General features: G+C 43.0%; 21 protein-coding genes, 8 pseudogenes and 1 CRISPR repeat array. Of the genes and pseudogenes, 9 read left to right on the forward strand and 20 right to left on the reverse strand.

All coding sequences use genetic code 11. The features are described from left to right. Positions 1 to 175 precede the first annotated feature (175 nt). The 7 genes and pseudogenes from ACYRY3_RS01730 to ACYRY3_RS01760 form a co-directional block, all read right to left on the reverse strand. A pseudogene (locus ACYRY3_RS01730) lies at positions 176 to 1,181 on the reverse strand (IS630 family transposase); the annotation flags it as partial. Between the two features lie 331 nt (positions 1,182 to 1,512). Then, positions 1,513 to 1,947, reverse strand: a complete 435-nt coding sequence (locus tag ACYRY3_RS01735) for a hypothetical protein (RefSeq protein ID WP_460200082.1) — start codon at positions 1,945 to 1,947, stop codon at positions 1,513 to 1,515. Between the two features lie 160 nt (positions 1,948 to 2,107). Next, a complete protein-coding gene (locus ACYRY3_RS01740; protein WP_460200083.1) occupies positions 2,108 to 3,058 on the reverse strand; it encodes an ABC transporter ATP-binding protein in 951 nt (316 codons plus the stop codon). 368 nt (positions 3,059 to 3,426) lie between these two features. Next, positions 3,427 to 3,906: direct repeats of the CRISPR family, unit length 37 nt; unit sequence GTTTCAATCCCGCGAACGGGTTTCACTTATTTGAAAG. Between the two features lie 129 nt (positions 3,907 to 4,035). Then, the gene (locus ACYRY3_RS01745) at positions 4,036 to 4,185 is read right to left on the reverse strand and encodes a hypothetical protein (RefSeq protein WP_460200084.1); all 150 of its coding nucleotides are present in this window, start codon (positions 4,183 to 4,185) and stop codon (positions 4,036 to 4,038) included. Between the two features lie 206 nt (positions 4,186 to 4,391). Further along, positions 4,392 to 4,649, reverse strand: a complete 258-nt coding sequence (locus tag ACYRY3_RS01750) for a DUF5678 domain-containing protein (RefSeq protein ID WP_460200085.1) — start codon at positions 4,647 to 4,649, stop codon at positions 4,392 to 4,394. Then, positions 4,646 to 4,792: a hypothetical protein gene (locus ACYRY3_RS01755; RefSeq protein ID WP_460200104.1), complete on the reverse strand. Its 147-nt coding sequence runs from the start codon at positions 4,790 to 4,792 to the stop codon at positions 4,646 to 4,648. Before ACYRY3_RS01755 ends, ACYRY3_RS01750 begins: the two co-directional genes overlap by 4 nt. A gap of 83 nt (positions 4,793 to 4,875) precedes the next feature. Beyond that, positions 4,876 to 5,691, reverse strand: a complete 816-nt coding sequence (locus ACYRY3_RS01760) for an EndoU domain-containing protein (RefSeq protein WP_460200086.1) — start codon at positions 5,689 to 5,691, stop codon at positions 4,876 to 4,878. Between the two features lie 217 nt (positions 5,692 to 5,908). Here ACYRY3_RS01760 and ACYRY3_RS01765 point away from each other — a divergent pair, with 217 nt between their 5' ends. Next, positions 5,909 to 6,133 (forward strand): hypothetical protein, encoded by a 225-nt coding sequence (locus tag ACYRY3_RS01765; RefSeq protein ID WP_460200087.1) that lies wholly within the window; start codon positions 5,909 to 5,911, stop codon positions 6,131 to 6,133. Here ACYRY3_RS01765 and ACYRY3_RS01770 read toward each other — a convergent pair. After that, a pseudogene (locus tag ACYRY3_RS01770) lies at positions 6,121 to 6,228 on the reverse strand (DUF2396 family protein); the annotation flags it as partial. The gene ACYRY3_RS01765 and the pseudogene ACYRY3_RS01770 sit on opposite strands and share 13 nt — an antisense overlap. Positions 6,229 to 6,419: 191 nt before the next feature. Here ACYRY3_RS01770 and ACYRY3_RS01775 point away from each other — a divergent pair. From ACYRY3_RS01775 to ACYRY3_RS01785, 3 genes and pseudogenes are all read left to right on the forward strand, one after another. Further along, complete coding sequence (locus tag ACYRY3_RS01775) at positions 6,420 to 6,974, forward strand: gamma carbonic anhydrase family protein (RefSeq protein WP_460200088.1); 555 nt, start codon at positions 6,420 to 6,422, stop codon at positions 6,972 to 6,974. A gap of 138 nt (positions 6,975 to 7,112) precedes the next feature. Beyond that, the gene (locus tag ACYRY3_RS01780; RefSeq protein ID WP_460200089.1) at positions 7,113 to 7,238 is read left to right on the forward strand and encodes a photosystem II protein Y; all 126 of its coding nucleotides are present in this window, start codon (positions 7,113 to 7,115) and stop codon (positions 7,236 to 7,238) included. Positions 7,239 to 7,615: 377 nt separating this feature from the next. Then, a pseudogene (locus ACYRY3_RS01785) lies at positions 7,616 to 8,203 on the forward strand (bifunctional folylpolyglutamate synthase/dihydrofolate synthase); the annotation flags it as partial. Between the two features lie 204 nt (positions 8,204 to 8,407). Here the strand turns inward: ACYRY3_RS01785 and ACYRY3_RS01790 are convergent. After that, positions 8,408 to 8,932, reverse strand: coding sequence for an SRPBCC family protein (locus ACYRY3_RS01790; protein ID WP_460200090.1), 525 nt, complete (start codon positions 8,930 to 8,932; stop codon positions 8,408 to 8,410). 442 nt (positions 8,933 to 9,374) lie between these two features. Here ACYRY3_RS01790 and hemF point away from each other — a divergent pair, with 442 nt between their 5' ends. Then, positions 9,375 to 10,325 carry an oxygen-dependent coproporphyrinogen oxidase gene (gene hemF, locus ACYRY3_RS01795; protein ID WP_460200091.1) on the forward strand — a complete coding sequence of 317 codons (951 nt, stop codon included), beginning with the start codon at positions 9,375 to 9,377 and terminating at the stop codon, positions 10,323 to 10,325. On the opposite strand, the pseudogene ACYRY3_RS01800 reads toward hemF, so the two are convergent. The 9 genes and pseudogenes from ACYRY3_RS01800 to ACYRY3_RS01840 all read right to left on the reverse strand — a co-directional run. Beyond that, a pseudogene (locus ACYRY3_RS01800) lies at positions 10,278 to 10,799 on the reverse strand (DUF362 domain-containing protein); the annotation flags it as partial. The gene hemF and the pseudogene ACYRY3_RS01800 sit on opposite strands and share 48 nt — an antisense overlap. A 72-nt stretch (positions 10,800 to 10,871) precedes the next feature. After that, positions 10,872 to 12,308, reverse strand: a complete 1,437-nt coding sequence (locus tag ACYRY3_RS01805) for an aspartate ammonia-lyase (protein ID WP_460200092.1) — start codon at positions 12,306 to 12,308, stop codon at positions 10,872 to 10,874. 99 nt (positions 12,309 to 12,407) lie between these two features. Beyond that, positions 12,408 to 12,614 (reverse strand): hypothetical protein, encoded by a 207-nt coding sequence (locus ACYRY3_RS01810; RefSeq protein WP_460200093.1) that lies wholly within the window; start codon positions 12,612 to 12,614, stop codon positions 12,408 to 12,410. Between the two features lie 113 nt (positions 12,615 to 12,727). Then, complete coding sequence (locus tag ACYRY3_RS01815; protein WP_460200094.1) at positions 12,728 to 12,913, reverse strand: hypothetical protein; 186 nt, start codon at positions 12,911 to 12,913, stop codon at positions 12,728 to 12,730. A gap of 56 nt (positions 12,914 to 12,969) precedes the next feature. Then, a complete protein-coding gene (locus tag ACYRY3_RS01820; RefSeq protein ID WP_460200095.1) occupies positions 12,970 to 13,245 on the reverse strand; it encodes a hypothetical protein in 276 nt (91 codons plus the stop codon). A gap of 57 nt (positions 13,246 to 13,302) precedes the next feature. Beyond that, positions 13,303 to 13,593 (reverse strand): hypothetical protein, encoded by a 291-nt coding sequence (locus ACYRY3_RS01825; RefSeq protein ID WP_460200096.1) that lies wholly within the window; start codon positions 13,591 to 13,593, stop codon positions 13,303 to 13,305. A 316-nt stretch (positions 13,594 to 13,909) separates the two neighbouring features. After that, positions 13,910 to 15,568, reverse strand: coding sequence for a zinc-dependent alcohol dehydrogenase (locus ACYRY3_RS01830; RefSeq protein WP_460200098.1), 1,659 nt, complete (start codon positions 15,566 to 15,568; stop codon positions 13,910 to 13,912). Between the two features lie 105 nt (positions 15,569 to 15,673). Further along, entirely contained in the window at positions 15,674 to 16,252 is a 579-nt protein-coding gene (locus tag ACYRY3_RS01835) for a hypothetical protein (protein ID WP_460200099.1), read from the reverse strand. A gap of 105 nt (positions 16,253 to 16,357) precedes the next feature. Continuing rightward, positions 16,358 to 16,510: pseudogene (locus ACYRY3_RS01840) on the reverse strand (glutathione-dependent formaldehyde dehydrogenase); the annotation flags it as partial. Between ACYRY3_RS01840 and ndhI the strand changes: the two are divergent. From ndhI to ACYRY3_RS01860, 4 genes and pseudogenes are all read left to right on the forward strand, one after another. After that, positions 16,503 to 17,012, forward strand: a pseudogene (gene ndhI / locus ACYRY3_RS01845) (NAD(P)H-quinone oxidoreductase subunit I); the annotation flags it as partial. The pseudogenes ACYRY3_RS01840 and ndhI overlap by 8 nt on opposite strands. Positions 17,013 to 17,111: 99 nt before the next feature. Beyond that, entirely contained in the window at positions 17,112 to 17,723 is a 612-nt protein-coding gene (locus ACYRY3_RS01850; RefSeq protein ID WP_460200100.1) for an NADH-quinone oxidoreductase subunit J, read from the forward strand. Between the two features lie 111 nt (positions 17,724 to 17,834). Beyond that, positions 17,835 to 18,140: an NADH-quinone oxidoreductase subunit NuoK gene (gene nuoK, locus ACYRY3_RS01855; protein ID WP_460200102.1), complete on the forward strand. Its 306-nt coding sequence runs from the start codon at positions 17,835 to 17,837 to the stop codon at positions 18,138 to 18,140. A gap of 4 nt (positions 18,141 to 18,144) precedes the next feature. Beyond that, positions 18,145 to 18,618 (forward strand): annotated as a pseudogene (locus ACYRY3_RS01860) (NAD(+)/NADH kinase); the annotation flags it as partial. On the opposite strand, the pseudogene ACYRY3_RS01865 reads toward ACYRY3_RS01860, so the two are convergent. Both ACYRY3_RS01865 and ACYRY3_RS01870 read right to left on the reverse strand, forming a co-directional pair. Next, a pseudogene (locus ACYRY3_RS01865) lies at positions 18,603 to 20,042 on the reverse strand (glycoside hydrolase family 57 protein); the annotation flags it as partial. The pseudogenes ACYRY3_RS01860 and ACYRY3_RS01865 sit on opposite strands and share 16 nt — an antisense overlap. Positions 20,043 to 20,160: 118 nt before the next feature. Beyond that, positions 20,161 to 20,391: a NifU family protein gene (locus ACYRY3_RS01870; RefSeq protein ID WP_460200103.1), complete on the reverse strand. Its 231-nt coding sequence runs from the start codon at positions 20,389 to 20,391 to the stop codon at positions 20,161 to 20,163. Positions 20,392 to 20,722 lie beyond the last annotated feature (331 nt).

Below are 20,722 nucleotides of genomic sequence, written 5' to 3' on the forward strand. Positions count from 1 at the left end.
CTACCAATATCGTGTCTGGTTAAGTGCTTATAAAATCCAAAATATGAAAGCTACATAGTTTTCATTCTAAATAAACTCGGAATTTTTTGTGATATCAATTCCGGTTGCACCGGAATGATATATTTCTAGTTTTCGACCACCAATAAAAATGTGTAATCTCTTTTATTAAAGAAGGTTGTTTCAGAAGAACTTGACAATGTTGAAATAGTATTTCCTCTAACTCGTCAAGGTCTTTAAATGAACGATTTGCTATCGGTTCATTTACTAGAGGCCACAAACGCTCCGCAGGTTGTAATTCAGGAGAGTGGGAAGGAATAAATTCTAGATGTAGACCTTGTGGGATTTTAACCTGTTCGCTGGTATGCCAACCAGCTTGGTCTACCGTTAAAACAATGTGCTTATCTTTACCAACATCAAACTCTCTCGCAAAATCAGCTAATACTTGATTGAAAAGGTCGATGTTTACTTTCGGCAAAATCCAAAAATAAGTTTCTCCAGTCACCGGATGTACAAAACCATATAACCACAACCACTGATAGCGCCAATGTACATTGGCAATTGGTTGCTCTCCACGGGCTACCCAAACCCTTCTAATTACAGGTTTTAACCCAAGACGATGTTCATCCATTTCCCAAACTTCTACTGTCGCCTCTGGATATTCTTGTTCAAGAAAGCTGCACCCTTATACTCAGTTTTTTTTCCAAGCTTCTTGAATATAAGAATCGCTTAAATCGTATTGTGGACGAGGTACTTTTAGGCGCAACTCTAGCGAGCGCAAATAATCCCAGCGACGACAGTATACTTACAGGATAGTCAAGAAGATTACTCATCCAATCTGCAACTTTACGACTATTCCATAATCCACCATCCGCAGGAGGGTTTTGTAAAGTTTGTAACAGCTGTGCTTGTTGTATTTCATTAAGTAATGGCTGGCCACCAGGATGTTGGTGACGTTTGTCTTTCATTCCTAACAAACCCTGAGTATTGTAGCGGCGCACTAAACGATATATCGAGTTACGACAATATCCTGTTACTTTGGCAACGTCTTCTGTCAGCCTTCCTTGTGCCAGTAACCAAATTATTTGATAGCGTGTTCTTTCAATTGGGTCAGATGCTTGGCGGTAAAAGCTAAACAACTCTTCTACCGAAAAGTGAGGTTTTAAATTTATACGTTTAGGCATAACTTTATGCTTTGCACCCAAGGAATTTTCAAAGGGATTATATCATTCCGGCGCAGCCGGAATCGATATGAGATAGATGAAGAGTGTAGTTGAACAGGCTCATTAAGATGCGATCGCGACTCAACAACTCCTGCGAATCTAGCACAATTCCTTCAAAAAGCCCTCAGATTTTCCCGCTAGAGTCTTGGAAAGAGTCAGACGGGTCTTAGTTACATGAAATGCACATTAGACATGGAGGAGTCCCAAAAAGCGAATAAGAACTTTTGTCTGGAACTATTTCCTATCTTGACTTAAAGACTAACAAAGAAATCAAAATTCCCTCTGCAATAGCTCAAATTATCTCTGCATCACAATCTCTGAAATTTTGTCCCCACTGCTGGACTCCTGGTACACCACCTGAAGATATGTGGACTAACGTTCGCGCAAAGTGTTGCTTTCTTTGTGGGACCCGTCTACGTAATAGTTTAGAACACGTTCGATCTGACGGGCAAGCTTTGCTGCGTGTGGAATGCCAAATCCTCCCAAAGAGCCGATGAGCAATAGTTTGGGCGTGCTGCCGCAGGTTAGGGTCGAGAGAGTTTGTTGTAAGGTGGGCGATCGCTTGCTCTAGCGTTGCGAGTTGTTCCTGCAATCGCTCCTGAAACCCTTGCCACATCTGCTGAATCGTTGCTACTGCTGCGGTATAGTCAGCATCCATACCGCTAGTACTATCAGGCTGGTAATGGTCAGACTGGGAATGAAGAGTGCCATTCCCGTCTTTTCTCATCTCTTCATCGTCCTGCCGCTCCTCAGGCAACGATCTCAATCGATATCCCAAACCAGATAGGGTTTCGATCGGATTAGACGTTAGCCCTGCCGGACTAATGACTAAGGACTAATGACCAAGGACTAATGACCAAGGACTAATGACTAATGACCAATGACCATCACGACGCTTGCTTATGACCCAATTTGAGAAAGATTGTTTCTAGGTCTTCTTGGGTGCTGTGAAATTCAGTGAGGGGAATACCGGCAACGATTAGCGATCGCAACAAGTCTGCAGAATCTTCTTGTTTACCAGAAAAATTTACGCGCACGCTATTTTTTGCAGGTATGGTTTCCCATTCCTGTACTAAGGGATTATTTTTAAGTTCGCCTAAAAGTTCTTGTAATTTTCCTAATGTCGATATCACAATTTGCTGGCGAGAAAGACGTTGGTAGAGTTGTTGGAGTGATGCACTTTCTACCAAAAAACCCAGTTCCATAATTCCCACAGAGGTACAAAGTTCTGCTAGATCGCTCAAGACGTGGGAGGAAATAAGTATTGTCATTCCTGCTTCTTGCAAGACTTTTACAATCTCACGAAATTGCATCCTCGCAATTGGATCGAGACCTGAAACCGGCTCATCTAAAAGCAATACAATGGGTTCGTGAATAATTGTTCGTGCCAAACACAAGCGTTGTTTCATCCCCCTTGACAGGGTAGAAATTAAGCTATTGCGCTTATTTCCTAACTGAATGAGTTCTAAAACTTCGTGCAGGCGTTGGGTACGGCGGGGATCGCGCAGGCGATAGAGGCGGGCAAAGTAATCTAGGTAATCCCAGACTGTCAGTTCTTCATAGAGAGGGTAGTCATCTGGTAGGTAACCCAAGCGTCGTTTGAGAGTGGGGTTGCTTTTGTCCCGTAGCAAGCGATCGCCATTAATATAAATTTCACCTGTAGTTGGTTCTTCAGCAGCTGCCAACATTCGGATAAGAGTTGTTTTACCTGCGCCATTAGGACCGATCAGCCCGTAAACTTCACCCGACTGTATTTCTAAATCAATATTATTAACAGCAACGTGTCTGTCAAATTGCTTAGTCAGTCCACGGGTATGGATTGCCAGTTCTGTTGTCATAACCACCGGGTAGGCTTTGGAATTATACTGGGTTGCGTTCAGCGATCGTACAGAATGCGATTTTGACGCATATAACACTACGACACGGTTAAGTAACCGCGTCTGCGAGTCTGTGAGTCTATTGAGTTGTTTGACTGGAAGGAGTGGATAACAGTCAGATTAGCTTTTGACTACAGCGTTTGTCACCTTGGTTTCGGAAATTGAAACTGGTCTTCATAATTACTTTACAAATGCGTGAACATCAACCATTCAGTGCCCCTATTTCCGTTTTCGTTTTTACCTTGGCTTGACTTCCAGAATCAGCTGTCTTGATAGACCAGAAACCTCTTTTTTCGATCTAGTGCTCCAATCGCGATCGCACTACAACTGTTTCAATCCCGCAAACGGATTTCACTGATTTGAAAGCAAGAGAACCAACATACAACCATTTTTAATAGTTGCGTTTCAATTCCGCGAACGGGTTTCACTTATTTGAAAGAATGCTATGAGAGCCGACGCAAGGCTCTAGAAGGTTTCAATCCCGCGAACGGGTTTCACTTATTTGAAAGGAGGAAGCTATCGAACAACTAGGCGGTAATATTCAACGTTTCAATCCCGCGAACGGGTTTCACTTATTTGAAAGAAGCCGTACATGATAAACAGTTGGAGTTTTATGACGGGTTTCAATCCCGCGAACGGGTTTCACTTATTTGAAAGCACTTACTACTTCAGTTTCAGGATGCTTTGCTGTTTCTATGTTTCAATCCCGCGAACGGGTTTCACTTATTTGAAAGACGCGTGGAACTTAGTAAAAATCGTGACAAGATCGCTCGTTTCAATCCCGCGAACGGGTTTCACTTATTTGAAAGGGCGGTCAACCGAAGCTAACTCTAGAGCCATTCCTACGACCATTTTTGGCGGGACTGTTTTAAAAGTCCATTTCAGGCTTTAGCAAACAGGCTCGTGCTCATAACTTAATCGCTGAAAGTATTGCTTTGTCATGGTTCTGGCGTTTTGGCGGGAGGTGGGGGGTTTTCGCCCGTGCTTTGCCCACCAAAAATTGCGTATGAAAATTGTCCAAAAAGTGGCGAGCGTAGGTTGGGTTGAGGAACGAAACCCAACAAAACCAAACATTTGTCATTTGTCATTTGTCATTGGTTAATTTTATTTAATGTAGGGTGGGCATTGCCCACCAAAAATTGCGTATGAAAATTGTCCAAAAAGTGGCGAGCGTAGGTTGGGTTGAGGAACGAAACCCAACAAAACCATACATTTGTCATTTGTCATTTGTCCTTTGTTATTTGTAGGTTGGGTTGAGGAACAACACCCAAAAAAACCATACATTTGTCATTCGTCATTCGTCCTTTGTCAGAAAGCGGATAGGCAAAATTTGGATAGAAGCAGTACGACGGGGAACCAAATAAATCGCAAAGGATTGCTTTGAATTCTCTGCCAATTCTAAAACTTCACGTAAGTTTTCACTGTGAGCAATTAAGCCATTAGCATTGTAAGCAATATACTGATTTCGATATAAATCTAATAACATTTGGCGATTCTGGTTCAGCCATTTGAGCATTTGGCGGCTTTCATTTTGAGAAAATGTTTCACTCATATATATTGCCATTTGTAAATAAAAATGAGGTTCTCTTCTGGCATATCTCGCCACAGTGCCCCAGTTCCCAGTATCCGGAGAATCCCATTCCCAACTGTGCGATGGTCATTATTTGGCTTGCCTGTGTGCGGTTTTTGTGGCAGTAGTAAAGTCTAAAGTTTAGGATATCTCAGACACCACTTTTAAAACATCCTGTGATTTAACTTTTAGTTAAAAGGTTAAACAATTAAGAATATTTACATTTTTTACCACTGGGAGTGGCATCGGTGTAATAGGTGATTATCGCATTTTCTTTCCTGACAAAAACTGTGGGAAAAGATTTGCCTGTTTCCGAGTCTTGTACATTGTAAATACAAGCTCCATCGGTCTCTCCTTGGAGTTTAAAAACTTTGGTGACATCTAGGAGCATTTCCTGAGCATTACTCAAATAGCCATACCCTTTAATGACATCGGTCACAGTCTGGTTGCCTTGTTTAATCATAACTCCTAATGTATATATAACACCGGGGACAACTTCTTCGCGAGTTTTCTCACTGACAAAACGCCCTCCAATTCCCTTATTTTGCAACTCTAAATATCGACCATAAAAATGTAAGCCACCGATATCATTGGCGTTATAGATTTCTCCACAAAAAATGTGTTCAAAACCCCGACGCTTAAACCAAATCTCTGTTAAATCTTCTAAAAATTGTGCTTTTGTTTTACGACCGGGACGCAATTCACCATCAGTTACTTTTTGAAGTTTTTGCAGTACATCTGGGTAATACAACAACAACCTTTTAAATTTATTGGCACTGACTTTAGTCCCTATAGGACCGCAAACATTGAGTACGGCTTTGTCAAAGGGATTTAGTTTGGGAGGTGGCGGAGAAATATCTAACTGTTGTCCTTCAGGAAAATCAACAGTTACTGGATTATCTTCGTTGTCAAAAAAGGGTATGAGCTTGATATCTTGTTGCTGGGAGTTAACGGGATACTGTAACCAAATTGGGGAAACCAGCAAGCAGATAGCAACAATACTCGCCAATTGCTGTAGGTTCATAACTTAACCTGAAATATTGCAAATACAGCTTTTGTAACAAAATTGGCAAAAATTGGGAAGACTGTTTAGTAGGTCGGTACAAATGAAGTTAACTGATGGGGGTTGTTCTTTGTCTTTTGTCCTTTGTCATTTGTATAGATTAAAGGACTCATGACGAATGCCTCTCAATATAGTGATATTTCTGCCTACCGACTTAATCACTTGATGAAAAAACTTTATGGATAGAAAGACGGCTACTGGCTTTATATTGATACTGTTTTTGGTGTTTGTTGGTTTTGGCGACAGTTTCCTTCCTAAACCATTAAGTTCTGCCAGCTTGAATACGCGCACGACACTTAACAACTGGATGATTGGCTTATTTCCAACTTGGCAACCAAAAACTAACCCCCATCAAAGAACCCAGAAAGCAATTGAGGAAACTGAAAAAGGAGGTAGCAAGTAAATTAATTTTAGTGTCATAGCCGGGATTGTTTGGCGGCAGTGGGGACACTGGATTTCGGGACCAAATATAGGGTACTGCAAGCCTGGATTCATCATGAAGTGCTTAAAAACATATTTTTGTATTTACCTATAACGCTGTTTTTTTTTACACTTCTGCTCCACCTCATTGGGTACTGATTAAGTGCTACCTCTTAATCTTAGGGTGTACACCGTGATATCCTAAATTTTGCAACCTACTAAGGTTGGAGTTCCTCCAGGTTTCCTGGGTACCTTACTTATATTCTACCGTGTCTATCGCATCCTACTGGTCTTCTCCTGATATTTCTCAAGCTGCTTTTATAGCAGCCAATGCAGTTGTTATAGGTTCAGTTAAAGTCGGAGCCGGGGTAAGCATATGGTATGGAGCAGTCGTTAGGGGAGATGTAGAACGCATAGAAATTGGAGAATGTACCAACATTCAAGATGGAGCGGTATTGCACGGCGATCCTGGTAAGCCAACGATCTTAGAAGATCATGTTACCGTAGGACATCGTGCTGTGGTACATTCCGCTTATATTGAACGTGGTAGTTTGATTGGAATTGGGGCGATCGTTTTAAATGGTGTACGGGTAGGCAGTGGCAGCATTATTGGAGCTGGTGCTGTCGTTACTAAGAATATACCCCCTTTGTCCCTCGTTATGGGTGTTCCAGGGAAAGTAGTACGCCAAATTTCTGACTCTGAGGCAGCAGACCTGATTGAACACGCAAAACTTTACAAAAATTTAGCTTTGGCTCATGCTGGGAAAGGAGTGAGGGAGGAAGAGAGTGAGGGAGAGGAAACACAAGTGACAAAGGACAAATGACCAATGACAAATGACTAATGAGAAAATTTGTAAAGATTTTTTACATAATATTTGAGAAAGGTTGACCAATTCAGCTAAAAATAAAGATGAGAGCAGTTGATAAAACTTTAATTTCTACTTAAAAGAGGAACTCTGAATATGGATCTTGATTTACGCGTGGTCATCGTTTTAGCACCAATCGTTGTTGCTGCCAGCTGGGCTGCTTTTAACATTGGTGCCGCTGCTTTAAGACAATTGCAAACCTTTTTAAACAGAGAAGCGTAAAGTAGACTCATTATTGAACAATATAAAGCCGACTGTTTTTCTCAACGGGAACAGTCGGTTTGTCATTTTTCCTTTGTCCTTTGTCATGTGTCATTTGTGGGCAGTGCCCACCATTTGATAATTAACAATCAACCGTAGGGTGGGCACCGCGCACCATTTGATAATTAACAATCAACTGTAGGGTGGGCACCGCCCACCATTTGATACCCAAGCAACAAACAATGACAAAGGATACTCCTCAATGCTAACAACGAAACGCAGGCACTGCCGACAATTTGACAGTGGTGGGCATTGCCTACCCTACTCAAATGCATTCCTGAGTTCTCAAAGAAATTGAAGTTCTGACGTACTACTCGGTGTTTACTCAATTAACGTTTGTGGATATTGATTCTCTTTTACAACCATTTCATCAGTTTGGTGTCCGTCTCGGATTAGACACCGTTTTTAAGTTGCTGGCAAATCTTGGCAACCCCCACCATCGGGTTCCGATTGTTCATGTCACTGGGACTAATGGTAAAGGTTCTGTCTGTGCCTACCTTTCTTCTATCCTCACTGAGGCAGGTTATCGCACCGGACGCTACATTTCACCTCATTTAATTGACTGGACGGAACGTATTTGCCTTAACGAAGAGCCAATTTCTTCTGAAGAATTTTACCAATTATTGGTACAAGTAATTGCGGCAATTAATCCAGAAGAAGAATCGCCAACTCAGTTTGAGGTTGTTACTGCGGCGGCTTGGTTGTATTTCGCACAACAGCAGGTTGATGTGGCAGTCATAGAGGTTGGACTGGGAGGACGATTAGATGCGACTAACGTTTCCTCTCATCCTCTTGTTACTATTATTACTTCTATCAGTCGCGACCACTGGCAGATACTTGGTCCTACCATCGCCGATATTGCCAGAGAAAAAGCTGGTATTCTGAAATCTGGGTGTCCTACTGTTATTGGATATTTGCCAGCAGATGTTCTGGGTCTTGTACTGGTCGCAACACTTCAAGAACTGAATGGGAATCGAGGACATCATACATAATGTTTTTTGCCTTAATTTTGCAACAACTTTTCACAAAAAGTTATTCTTATCTATAGAAAATTTTAACTTTTTTAGCACAATGTTAGTACTGAGTAGCTAGTAGTTATTGGCTACTAACCACTAACTACTCACCACTCACTAAAAATCAAAACAACTATCTTTGATAGATTTTCTCTTTCCTGACACTGCTTGTAATGTTGCCCCTTCAACTGCCTCAACTAAGGCTCGTGCTACACGATGGGCATAAGGACGGGAGAAAGACCAAATGAGGGGTGATAACCAACCGCGTAGTGTTACGGAATAAGACACGCAGGTGCCACACACTGTTGACTCTACTTTATAAGTCACCCGTTCCTCTACTCCAGGAATCGCTAGTACTCGTATACTTAGCAACTCTCTAGGGTTGACACGCTCTACAAAAATGCGAATGGGTATTGGTGACAAACGCGTTACCGCTTGATAAATCAAACCGGGCTTGGGTACCAATCCGTAGGGAACATTGGTACTTTTCAGCAGCGGGTGCCAGGAAACATCGGCTATATCAACCACTTTCAGCCATAGCTCATCCACGGAAGCAGAACTGATCTCTAGATACGTTCGCACTAGAGAAATGCAAAACCGACGACGTTTGCGGTGGATGAATTTGGATAAATAATCTAGCATCTCCTATTCTTCCTCCTCGCGACACGCTAAAAGTGGTAACTCTGGCACAGCCAACATCTATAGGTTTGCACCTAAATTTAACTTTCTCAAAACTTACACAAGCATAGCAAGTCAACTGAAGGAAGAAGTGTCAACGGTGAAGCGAACATCCGTCTTTGCTGCTCTACCACAAAGGGTTCTCGTAATTACTCGCACAATATTTAAACTTTACACAAACACAGATAAGTTGAGAAAAATAAACAAATAGCAAAGCATACACCTATTTGAGGCAAAATAACAAACTGTAGTCATGCCAAACAAATGTATAAATGGCATGGCACTATATCAGAAAACTATGCAGGGCAATTTTAGCCTGTTTGAGGGCGTCTGTTGTCTGCAGAGCTAAATTTCATCTAACAACTTTGTTGCTTTCACTGAAATTTTCATTTAGGTTTTTGAGTTTATGTTGACCAACGCCCAAACCCCAACTTTGCCAGCAGAATCGTCACAAGTCCCACCAACTGACGCTAAAACCAGAGTCAGCCAGTTCATGAAAGATTTGCAAGACCAAATTTCTCAAAAGTTAGCCGAACTGGATGGTGTAGGAACATTTCACGAAGATGCCTGGGAACGACCAGAAGGAGGTGGCGGGCGATCGCGGGTTCTACGTGATGGCGCAATCTTTGAACAAGGTGGTGTAAATTTTTCTGAAGTTTGGGGTTCGCACTTACCGCCTTCTATCCTAGCCCAACGTCCAGAAGCAGCAGGACACGGTTTTTATGCGACAGGCACTTCAATGGTGTTACACCCTCGCAATCCCTACGTCCCTACCGTTCACCTCAATTACCGCTACTTTGAGGCAGGCCCAGTGTGGTGGTTCGGTGGTGGCGCGGATTTAACTCCGTACTATCCTTTTGCTGAAGATGCGAATCATTTTCACCAAGCATTTAAGCAGGCTTGCGATCAACACCACCCAGAGTATTATCCGGTGTTTAAACGGTGGTGCGACGAGTATTTCTACTTAAAGCATCGGCAAGAAACACGGGGTGTTGGCGGATTGTTTTTTGATTATCAAGATGGACAAGGGACTTTATATCGCGGTCCGTACAAAGAAAGTGAAGCAGCGATTTATAGCGATCGCGTAGGTATATTGGCACCACGTAGTTGGGAAGAATTGTTTGCTTTTGTACAAGATTGTGGTAAAGCCTTTTTACCAGCCTATGTGCCCATTGTAGAACGGCGGCACAAGACAGAATACGGCGATCGCCAACGAAATTTTCAACTCTATCGTCGGGGAAGATACGTAGAGTTCAATTTAGTCTACGACAGAGGTACAATTTTCGGACTGCAAACCAACGGACGCACCGGCTTTCATCTTGCCTGGAACGCAACCAAACAGGTTTTTTACCGCTAAGGTGAGTACCAACTGGACATGAGATTTCACCTTAGGTAAGTTAATCACCACATCTGCTTCCATCGCTTCTTTGCATAGCAGCAGGTGGTTAAACTCTTGGCTGACGGTTTGGTAACGACTTCCATGAAAATCGATGATGGGCAAATTGAGTTCTTCTAAAACGGGCAGATATCCATTTGCTACCGCTACTCCTCTGGCACTGCCAAAAGCAGGGCTATCACCTAAAAATGGCTTACCACCAGCTTCCATTACCATTTTGGCAACAGCGTAAACTAGTTCTGGGCGAGTCGTACACTCTTTTCCGGGACGCGCACCTGTTAGCAAATTGGGTTTGAGTAAAACCCGGTTCCCTGGTTTCACAAACGCCGTCATCCCTCCCAACGGTTCTAGTAACGTTTCTAATGATTCCCGTAGTGCCTCAGTTTCATAGGAAGTTGCGCGAATTAAGCTAACGGAAGGTGTTTGAATCTGCATAGTTAAATTCAGGATGAAAAAGAAAGAGTAAAGAAGGAAGACATTCTTTCTTTTATCTTCCTTCTTTCTTCTCTATTCCGACTCGCCGTCCTGCATAGTTAGAGGCACAATTGCGCTCATTTGTTCCAGGTTTAACACTTTGGCCAATTCTTCTTCACTCATTAACCCTCTTTCCAAGACTATCTGTCGTAGTGACTTACCTGTTTCCAAGGATTCTTTGGCAACAGCCGCCGCATTCAAATAACCAATGTGGGGATTTAATGCCGTTACTAGGGCTAAACTGCCTTCAGCGTATGCTAAACAACGTTCTCTATTGGCTGTAATTCCAAGTATGCAACGTTCGGTTAACGCAGCAATGGTATTGCCAAGGATTTCGATACTGTGAATTAGGTTATAGGCAATGAGGGGCATCATCACGTTTAGTTCTAGTTGTCCGGCTTGTGCAGCTAGGGCGATCGCACTATCGTAACCCATCACCTGAAAGCATACCATTGATGTCATTTCTGCCATGACCGGATTGTACTTCCCTGGCATGATTGAGGAACCCGGTTGAACTGGAGGTAACTGAATTTCTTTTAAGCCAGTTTTTGGTCCGGAATCCATTAATCGCAGGTCATGAGATATTTTGACCAGGTCTTGAGCTAAATTACGTAAAGCACCAGAAACGCTGACAAATGGTGCCATGCTTTGCATTGCTGCCATAAGATGCGGTGCGGGTTCCAAGGGAAAGTTAATGATTTCTGAAATACGTTGTACTACACTGGCTCGATACTTGGGGTGAGTGTTTAACCCTGTACCTGCTGCACTACCTCCCAAACCCAGTACCATTAAGTCTGAAGAAGCTGTGTATATACGGTTTTGGTGTTCTGTGAGGATATATGCCCAAGCACGAAAGTTCTCACCCAAGCGCACGGGTACTGCATCTTGCATATGGGTTCTGCCGGATTTCACAATTTCGTGGAATTCTTCGGCTTTCTCCTCCAATGCTGCTATTGCTTTTTCGATAGCTGGATGTAGTGTTCTGGATAATGCCAATAAGCCACCAATACGAATTGCTGTAGGAATCACATCGTTGGTAGACTGCCCGTAGTTGACATGATCGTTAGGGCTAACACGTTTGTAATTGCCTTTTTCTTCTCCCAGAATTTCTAGCGCCCGATTCGCCAGCACCTCATTCACATTCATGTGATGGGAAGTACCGGCACCCGCTTGATAAACATCTACCACAAATTGGTCGCGGAACTTCCCTGCTAGTACTTCATCCGCAGCCCGAACAATTGCCTGACTGATGTCTTGAGGAATGCAGCCCAGTTCGCCATTGACAATAGCTGTAGCTTTTTTGATAATTACGCAAGCGTCTACGTAAGTAGGTAAAGGCTTAATACCACTAATTGGAAAGTTTTCTGTCGCTCGCAATGTTTGAATGCCGTAGTAAGCGCTACTAGATATGGCGCGATCGCCCATCGAATCGCGTTCTATTCTTACATCAGAATCCAGTGGTTGAGTCATGATAGTCTGTGAAATTAGTCATTAGTCATTAGTCCTTAGTCCTTAGTAATGACTGTTATGCTTGGCTAGCATTGGGCTCAAGCTTATTTTTCAATAAAATTAGCACGCTAAGTACGCAAGAACCAAAATATGGGGTAAATTAAAACGATAAGGAATTGATGCTTGATTGGTAATCCCAACTCCAAACTGAATAAGGGTTTCTTCCCCGTACTTAGGAAGACGTACCGTTTGTTCAAGTAATAAAGTTTCAAAGCGGATACTATCTACTTCAACGGCATTGGTACTGTTGAATTCACTTGATGCCATCTTGGCTACTCTCTCTATTTACAAATTTTCACGTCTTGTCGATCTTCTAGAAACATGGTTTAATACCATTGCTCTAAAGTTCATCTAACATTTACTGACTGGCTTCAATTAATTTATGGCTCTACTAAACGAATCTCCACAACTGGAGTCAGTACCTCTCCAGTCCAGAGATTTTGTAATATTGTCGGTTCCATCCACCGAGAAAGTTCTTCCCTACCTTCACCAGATTCTCGATACTTGAATCGAAATTGATATATACCAGGATACCAGACCACAAGAAATTTTAGGATGTACTTCATTTACCTGAAAAATACCTAACTTTTATGCTCATCTTTCTACAAGAGCTACAGCCTTGTTAATTTGGAAGTTTCTTATCCTTTCCTAAAGTTTCTTGAATATAGCTTTCCAACCATTTTTCATACTCTTCAAGTTCGGCTACTTCCTTCATTAATTGTTGCCGGCGTTCTTTAATTTCTACTAAATGTTTAAGCAAATTGCTACCATCTAGTACAGACCGTACTAGTGAACTAAATTCTTGTTGGGAAATTTCTCGACCAGCAAAAGCTGTGGCTTCTAATTCATCTAGTTTTGCCCAACGTTGGAGTTGTTCGGGAGTGGGGGAATGAGGCATTAATGTCTTTTGTTCTTCAAATGAAACCGTAAGAATTGGTAGTGCTGTTTCACCTAATTAATGTTGATTTTGGTGAATATTTGATGAAGATGCCTCTTGCCTCTTGATTTCAGCTAAGAGTAATTGTTCTCTCTCTTCGAGATATGCCAATTTTCTTAGCAGTTCTTGCTTATTGGCGCGTACTTTTTCTAGATGATTGTGTAGGTGATTGGTGTCAAAAAATGCGTTAATTAATCGTTCTTGTTCTGAGTCTGATAGGATACCAGCAGAGGCGAATTTTTCTAATTCGTCATTTTCAGCCCAGCGCTGGAGTTGTACGTCGGTAGGTTTGTAAATTTCTGGTGACATATTAATTTCCAATTCTACCCCTCCCCAACCCTCCCCTTGCTAAGGGGAGGGTGCCGTTAGGCGGGTGGGGTATTTTTCCATAAGTGTTTAACCGGACATGATATAGTTTGTAGCGATCGCTTTGCCTATTTTTTTCATATTTAGTCTAATAAATCAGCATCTCAAAAAGTTTTGCTTTTTACATTTTTTCTTTAATATAAATTTAATTGACTCCTAAAAGGTAGACTAAATTAGCATTTTATCTTATGGGTTATCCAAAGAATATTATTATTAGAGCGCAAGAAAAGTTGTATTTAGGCTAAATTTAGGCTTACTTTTATTCTACTTTAAAAGAATATTGTCCAATCTGATTTTCACGTGCGATTGCTAAATCGGAGTAATCCCAGGAGTGCATTTGACGGAAAGGCAGACCCATCTTCTGGAATACGTACTTCTCTTTAATACCAGAAGCAACCAAATCGGGCTTCATGTGCTTGACGAACTCTTCAAACTCGAATGCTGTGACGTCATCGTAAATGATGGTAGCGCCATCAACGTAGTCAGTGGTACGCTTGTAGTCGTCGTTGTGAGCGAACTCGTAGCCAGTACCAATAACCTTGATGCCCAAATCTTCAAACGCGGGAACAACGTGACGGGGGCGCAAGCCACCAACGTAGAGCATCACTGTCTTGCCTTCGAGGCGAGGACGATACTTCTCGAGCACGGCATTCATGACCGGAGTATATTTAGCGATGACTTTCTCAGCGTTTTCTTGGATCTTCTCATCAAAGCGAGCTGCGATTTCGCGCAAGGATGCAGCAATCTTGTGAGGACCAAAGAAGTTGAACTCCATCCAAGGCTTCTTGTGCTTGAAAATTTCGTAACCGTGGGGTGCTTGTTCTAAAGGCAAACGGTGGGTGATGATAAATGTTGGGTCGATGTCACCATTTTGAATGTGCTCAAGTAAAGGGCGCAAGTACTTGTGGACGTGAGTTTGCCCTGACTTGAATGTCAAGCCTTTGTTCATCGCAGCACCCATTGGGACTTTGTCTATAAAGCCACCATAAGCACCAGGAATAGATACATGACCGCCTTTACCACAACTGAGAATAACTTGCCTTAATGCACTCGGTCTGTCTGTTTCTAGACGTACCACTTGCTTGACTCGGTCATGGAACGCTATAAAATCCGTACCATGCGCTTCTAATCCAACAGCATCAATGACGGCATCGGGACCGCGACCGCCAGTCATTTCTTTGAGGGCTTCACCGGCATTCACTTCTTCGTAGTTCAAGACCTCGGCTTTGCCTTCCAATGCAGCCATTTGCAAGCGTTCTGGAATGCGATCGATGGCAATCACTCGCTCGGCACCCAACATATAAGCGCTTTTGATAGCAAATTGCCCAACTGGTCCGCAACCCCAAACGGCAACAATATCACCGGGTTTGATGTTGCAGTTCTCCGCTGCCATATAACCCGTTGGAAAAACATCAGTTAAAAATAAGACTTGTTCATCCGTTAATCCATCAGGAATTTTGAACAAGCCTACATCGGCAAATGGTACTCTAGCGTACTCTGCTTGACCGCCAGCATAACCACCAAATAGATGTGAGTAGCCAAATAGACCGGATGGTGAATAACCCATAACCTTTTCTATCATCCAACCATTGGGGTTGGAATTGTCGCACAGCGACCATAAATCCTTCTGGCAGAAAAAGCAGTTTCCACAAGAAATTGTGAAGGGAACAACAACGCGATCGCCAACTTTCACATTCTTGACTGCATGACCAACTTCAACGACTTCCCCCATAAATTCATGACCAAGGATGTCACCCTTTTCCATTGTGGGGATGAAGCCATTGTAAAGGTGTAAGTCAGAACCGCAGATTGCTGTCGAAGTAATTTTGATAATGGCATCACGGGGATTTAAGATTTTTGGGTCTGGTACCGTCTCGACTCGTACTTCATTGGCACCATGCCAGCAAACTGCTTTCATAGTCAATAATCCTTAATCATTAGTCATTAATTATTTGTTATTAGTAAGGAGTGAGGAGCCAGGAGTGATTTTCCCGACTCCCCATAGTAGCTACTTACTACTTACTTAGCTTCTAGCGCGAGGAGGTACTTGGTAATAACCTTCTGGAGTTTGAGTCACTGGCTCAACAGCATTTTCAACTCTTTTTTCAGTTGAGCGTAGAAACTCTTTTGTGCTGCGAGGAAGGGGTTCATCTAAATTGAGCTTTTCGCGGACATTGTCAGCAGCATCTTTCAAAGGATTGCCAGCATTACCCTCATTAGGTGTTGCTTTGTAATAGTTACCTTCTGGGGTTGTTACGCTATTACCAACATTCCGGGCAGTATCATTAACGTTCCGAGAAACCGATTCGCGGACATTATCAGCAGTCTCTTTCAAGCCTCTTCTGGCATTTTCAACAAGCTTGTTGTCATTTCTGATATTGTCAGTATTGTTGCCCGTATTATTGTTATCATCAATAGTTCTGAGCTTGTCCGTGCTGTTAACATTCCGAGCTTCTCCGGGGACTGCCTTATAGTAAATACCCACTGGGCTTGATACGGTTTCATCAGCTTGCGCTTGTAGTGTACCGTAGCCAAAAGATTGCATAACAAAGAAGGTCAGTCCTACCAGAAATACTGTCAAAATGCGACGCAAGCGGTTCATAAAATTCCTCCAAAATATTCAGTTTGAACTTAGTTAGTAACCAGTAATTAGTAGTTAATAGTTCCAATCACTACTAACCAATAACTACTAACCACTAACAAACTTTTATGGTTTCAGCAGAACTTTGACGCAGTTATCTTTCTTGTGCTTGAAAAGCTCAAAGCCCTGCTTAGCTTCCTCTAGGGGCAAGCGATGGGTGAAAACACGGGATGGATCGATTTGATTATTGAGAACGCGATCCAGCAACATGGGCATATACGTAACCTTTGACCATATGCGGCGGCGTCCGGTAACCGTACAGTACCCTTACGAGAAACTCATTCCTAGTGAACGGTTTCGCGGTAGGATTCACTTTGAGTTTGACAAGTGCATTGCGTGCGAAGTCTGTGTTCGAGTGTGTCCCATTAACCTACCTGTGGTGGATTGGGAATTTGACAAAGGAAGTAAAAAGAAAAAGCTCAAACACTATAGCATCGACTTCGGAGTTTGTATCTTCTGCGGTAACTGCGTGGAGTATTGCCCCACCAACTGCCTATCTATGACAGAAGATTACGAACTTTCCACCTACGACCGCCATGAATTGAACTATGACAACGTGGCGTTAGGTCGTTTGCCTTACAAGGTAACTCTTGACCCAATGGTGACACCATTGCGCGAACTCGTTTACCTACCCAAGGGTGTGATGGATCCCCACGATTTGCCCGAAAATGCACCCCGCGCAGGCAGTCGTCCAGAAGACCTTGTGGAAAAAGAACAGTAAATGAGTGTCATTAGTCATTAGTCCTTAGTCATTAGTAAAAAACTAAGAACTTTTGACAAATGACAAATCACAAAGGACAAATCACAAAGGACAAAAAAAGTGAATCTAGCAGCAGGAGTACAAGTTGTTTCTTTTGGCATATTAACGGTGATGTTGCTTGGGGCAGCACTAGGTGTAGTCTTGATAGACAACATTGTCTATTCTGCCTTTTTGCTTGGAGGTGTATTTGCCAGCATTGCTGGTATCTACCTGTTGCTGAATGCTGACTTTGTAGCAGCAGCACAATTGCTCATCTATGTTGGTGCTGTTAACGTGCTGAGTTTGTTTGCCATTATGTTGGTAAATAAACGGCAACCTTTTGTGCCTTTCCCCACTGCGTGGATTCGTAAAGCACTAACAGCGATCGTGAGTCTGGGGTTATTTGCGCTTTTAAGTACGATGATATTGGCAACTCCCTGGGCGTTGTCCAATGCTAAGCCTGTAAACAACTCCATTGTTTTAATTGGTGAGCATTTCTTTAGCGACTTCTTACTGCCTTTTGAACTAGCTTCTGTCTTGCTATTAATGGCAATGGTCGGCGCAATCATTTTAGCGCGTCGAGAGTATCTCCCAGAACAGACCATGTCTCCAACCGAGCAAACCATTTTGACTTTGCCTGAACGTCCCAGAGAACTGGTATCGGTGGGCGAATCAAGCCGCAATATTCAGTAGTCTCATGGTTAGTGGTTAGTAGTTAGTAATTATTAGAATTACCAAAAACAAACAACTAACAACTAACAACTAACAACTAACAGTTAGCCATTAATAGGGGTATCCAGATTCATGCAAATCCAGTACTTTTTATTACTAGCAGCAGCTTTATTTTGCATCGGTATTTATGGCTTAATTAACAGCCGCAATGCTGTACGAGTACTGATGTCTATCGAGTTGTTGCTCAATGCCGTTAATTTGAATTTAATGGCGTTTTCCAACTTCCTAGACCCAACAGCAATTAAGGGTCAGGTATTCACTGTATTTGTGATTACCGTAGCGGCAGCAGAAGCCGCGGTTGGTTTGGCAATTGTACTTGCCATTTATCGCAACCGCGATACTGTCGATATGGAGCAGTTCAACCTCCTGAAGTGGTAAATTTGTGGATCTTAAGCAGGTAATTATTGCTTATAAAGCACGAGACCCCCAGAGTAAACGTTGGGCAGAAATTTGTGCAAAGCAACTGGAAAGTCGCCAATGCCAGGTTTTAATGGGGCCAAGCGGACCGAAAGACAACCCTTACCCGGTGTTTTTGGCTTCTGCAGGACAGCCAATAGACATGGCATTGGTAGTTGGTGGTGACGGGACAGTTTTAACCGGCGCACGACATTTAGCCCCAGCTGGCATCCCGATATTAGCTGTGAATGTGGGAGGTCATCTGGGGTTTTTAACTGAATCACCAGACGAGTTTAAAGACACTGAGAAAGTTTGGGACAGGTTGTTGGAAGATCGCTACGCTATCCAACGGCGGATGATGTTACAAGCTGCAGTGTTTGAGGGAAATAGCACAAATTTAGAACCAGTGAGCGAACGCTTTCTCGCTTTGAATGAAATGTGTGTCAAACCCGCCCTGGCTTGGGTTAGGGAGTCCCAAGCGCGATTTATAGCAGGGTCACCAATCCAGGTGGTGAAGCTACCGTCTACCCAAGAACCACTGTGCAGGGTTTCTGCAGGAATGGTTGCTTTTGGCGGATACTTTTCGATAAACTCTGAAACTGTGACAAGTTCTAAATGTGGTTCGTCACTTAAACTTTGGTATAGATTCTCTAAGAAAGGTTTACCATCTTCAGGGTAAAATTCCCAGCAATTCTCCCCATCCAAAGCAATGGTCACTAACCAAGGCTGTTCGGGTTGTCTGTCCCTTTGCATTCGCGCAATGGCTTGCAAGTGTCCTACTAAATCGGCTGCTGCTTGTTTGGGGGGCATTGAACCGTAAGTAAAGCCAATTAAGTCTGATAATCTGTGGTCGCGGAATACAATAGACAGGTCACCTGCTCTTGTTGTGAGGCGATATGGTTGGTATAGTAACTCCGGTTCTAGGACATTACCCGCCCCATCCCGATGGAAAAAGTGTTTTAGCGTCCATCCCAGGACAGCTTCATCGGAACAAATCCATTGAAAACCTTGGTTAATAATGTGCGGTAGTATTTCGGGGCTGACTGACTGTTCTGAGGGCCACAAACCGCGTGGTGTCCGTCCAAATCTTTCTACGTATAAATCCCAAGCTTTTCTTAGGTGACGGGGGATGTCTTCTGCCCACTGAAACCGATACTCTGGCAAAATCATGTGAGGGACTGCGACACGACCAGAGTTGGTGTCAGCTAGCAAGGGCAGAATGGGGTGAGTGTAGGGCGAGGTTGTTACTTCCAACTGCCCTGTATCCTGCATTTTCTGGTGTTGGGGTATGATTCTGCTAATGATTTCTCTCTGTTTGGAGTAAATTCGTTGGCGATCGCTGAGAGTGAAATTGCGACCTTGCTTTAACCAACCTGCAATTTCCGGATCGTCCCAAAACAGCGGATCGATCCACACCAAATTATGCCAAGCTAATAAATCACCATAATCTTGAGTTGTCCAATTAGCAAGACACCAACTTGCTCCTTTGTTTTGTCGCTGAGAGTACAACTGAGCATAGCGCGGATGTGGGTCAATCAAATTGTGATGGTTGGCATCAAAAAAGTGCTGTATAATGAATTCTCGCTGTGAATCTGTGAGTTGTTCATCTGGTGTCAGACTCACTTCCAGGTACGGGTCAAAAGCAGTACCGGCAATATAATCTTCCAACTGCAATATCAGAGATGGTACCAAATTCACCGTTTGGTGTAGCTTGGGATAGCGTTCCAAAAGCAGGATTAAATCCAGATAGTCCTTTGTACCGTGCAAACGCACCCAGGGTAAGCGGTATTGTTGGGAACGAGATAGCGAAACGCCGTTGTCTGGAGATTTGTACAGCGGCTGGTGTTGGTGCCAAATAAAGGCGACGTAGAGGGGATGAGACATAGGGTAGGTCAATAGTCAATTGTCAATAGCCAATTGTCAATAGCCAATAGTGAATAGTCAATCAACGCTCTTACTATGGACTTTTGACTTTAGACTCTTGACTATTGACTACTAACTTTTACAACACTTGTTCAACTTCTGCAATTTCTGGAATCATTTCTTTGAGACGGCGTTCAATTCCCATTCTGAGAGTCATAGTGGAACTAGGGCAGGAACCGCAAGCACCTTGTAAGCGCAGTTTGACAACCGGACCATCAAGTTCTACAAGTTCGACATTGCCGCCATCAGATATTAAGTAGGGACGCATTTCATCTAAAACTGTTTCGACATTGTCAGCTGTAAGTTCCATAAGTTATGAACCTCGGGAGTTTAAGATACGAATAGGCAACTCCTATATAGTAACGCTGTAACGCTGCTACAAGGTTGTTCCCATTGGATTAGAATAGTCATTGTGAAATACAAATACTACCCTTGCGGGTAAGTGCCGACTTCGAGCTTCACAGGCTGCTGCCCCTTTTCCTGATGGATATTCGGTCTTACGCAGACTCCACTCGCGGTACCGGGGACCCCTCCGGCAGTGACTCCAGCAAGCTGGGCTTTCTACTTATGATAGCATAGTGGATAAACGTTGTGTACCCATTATGAAAGATTCAAGATTAAGTTTAAGAATGTCTTCCCGA

The sequence above is a fragment of the Scytonema sp. NUACC21 genome (assembly GCF_054684315.1).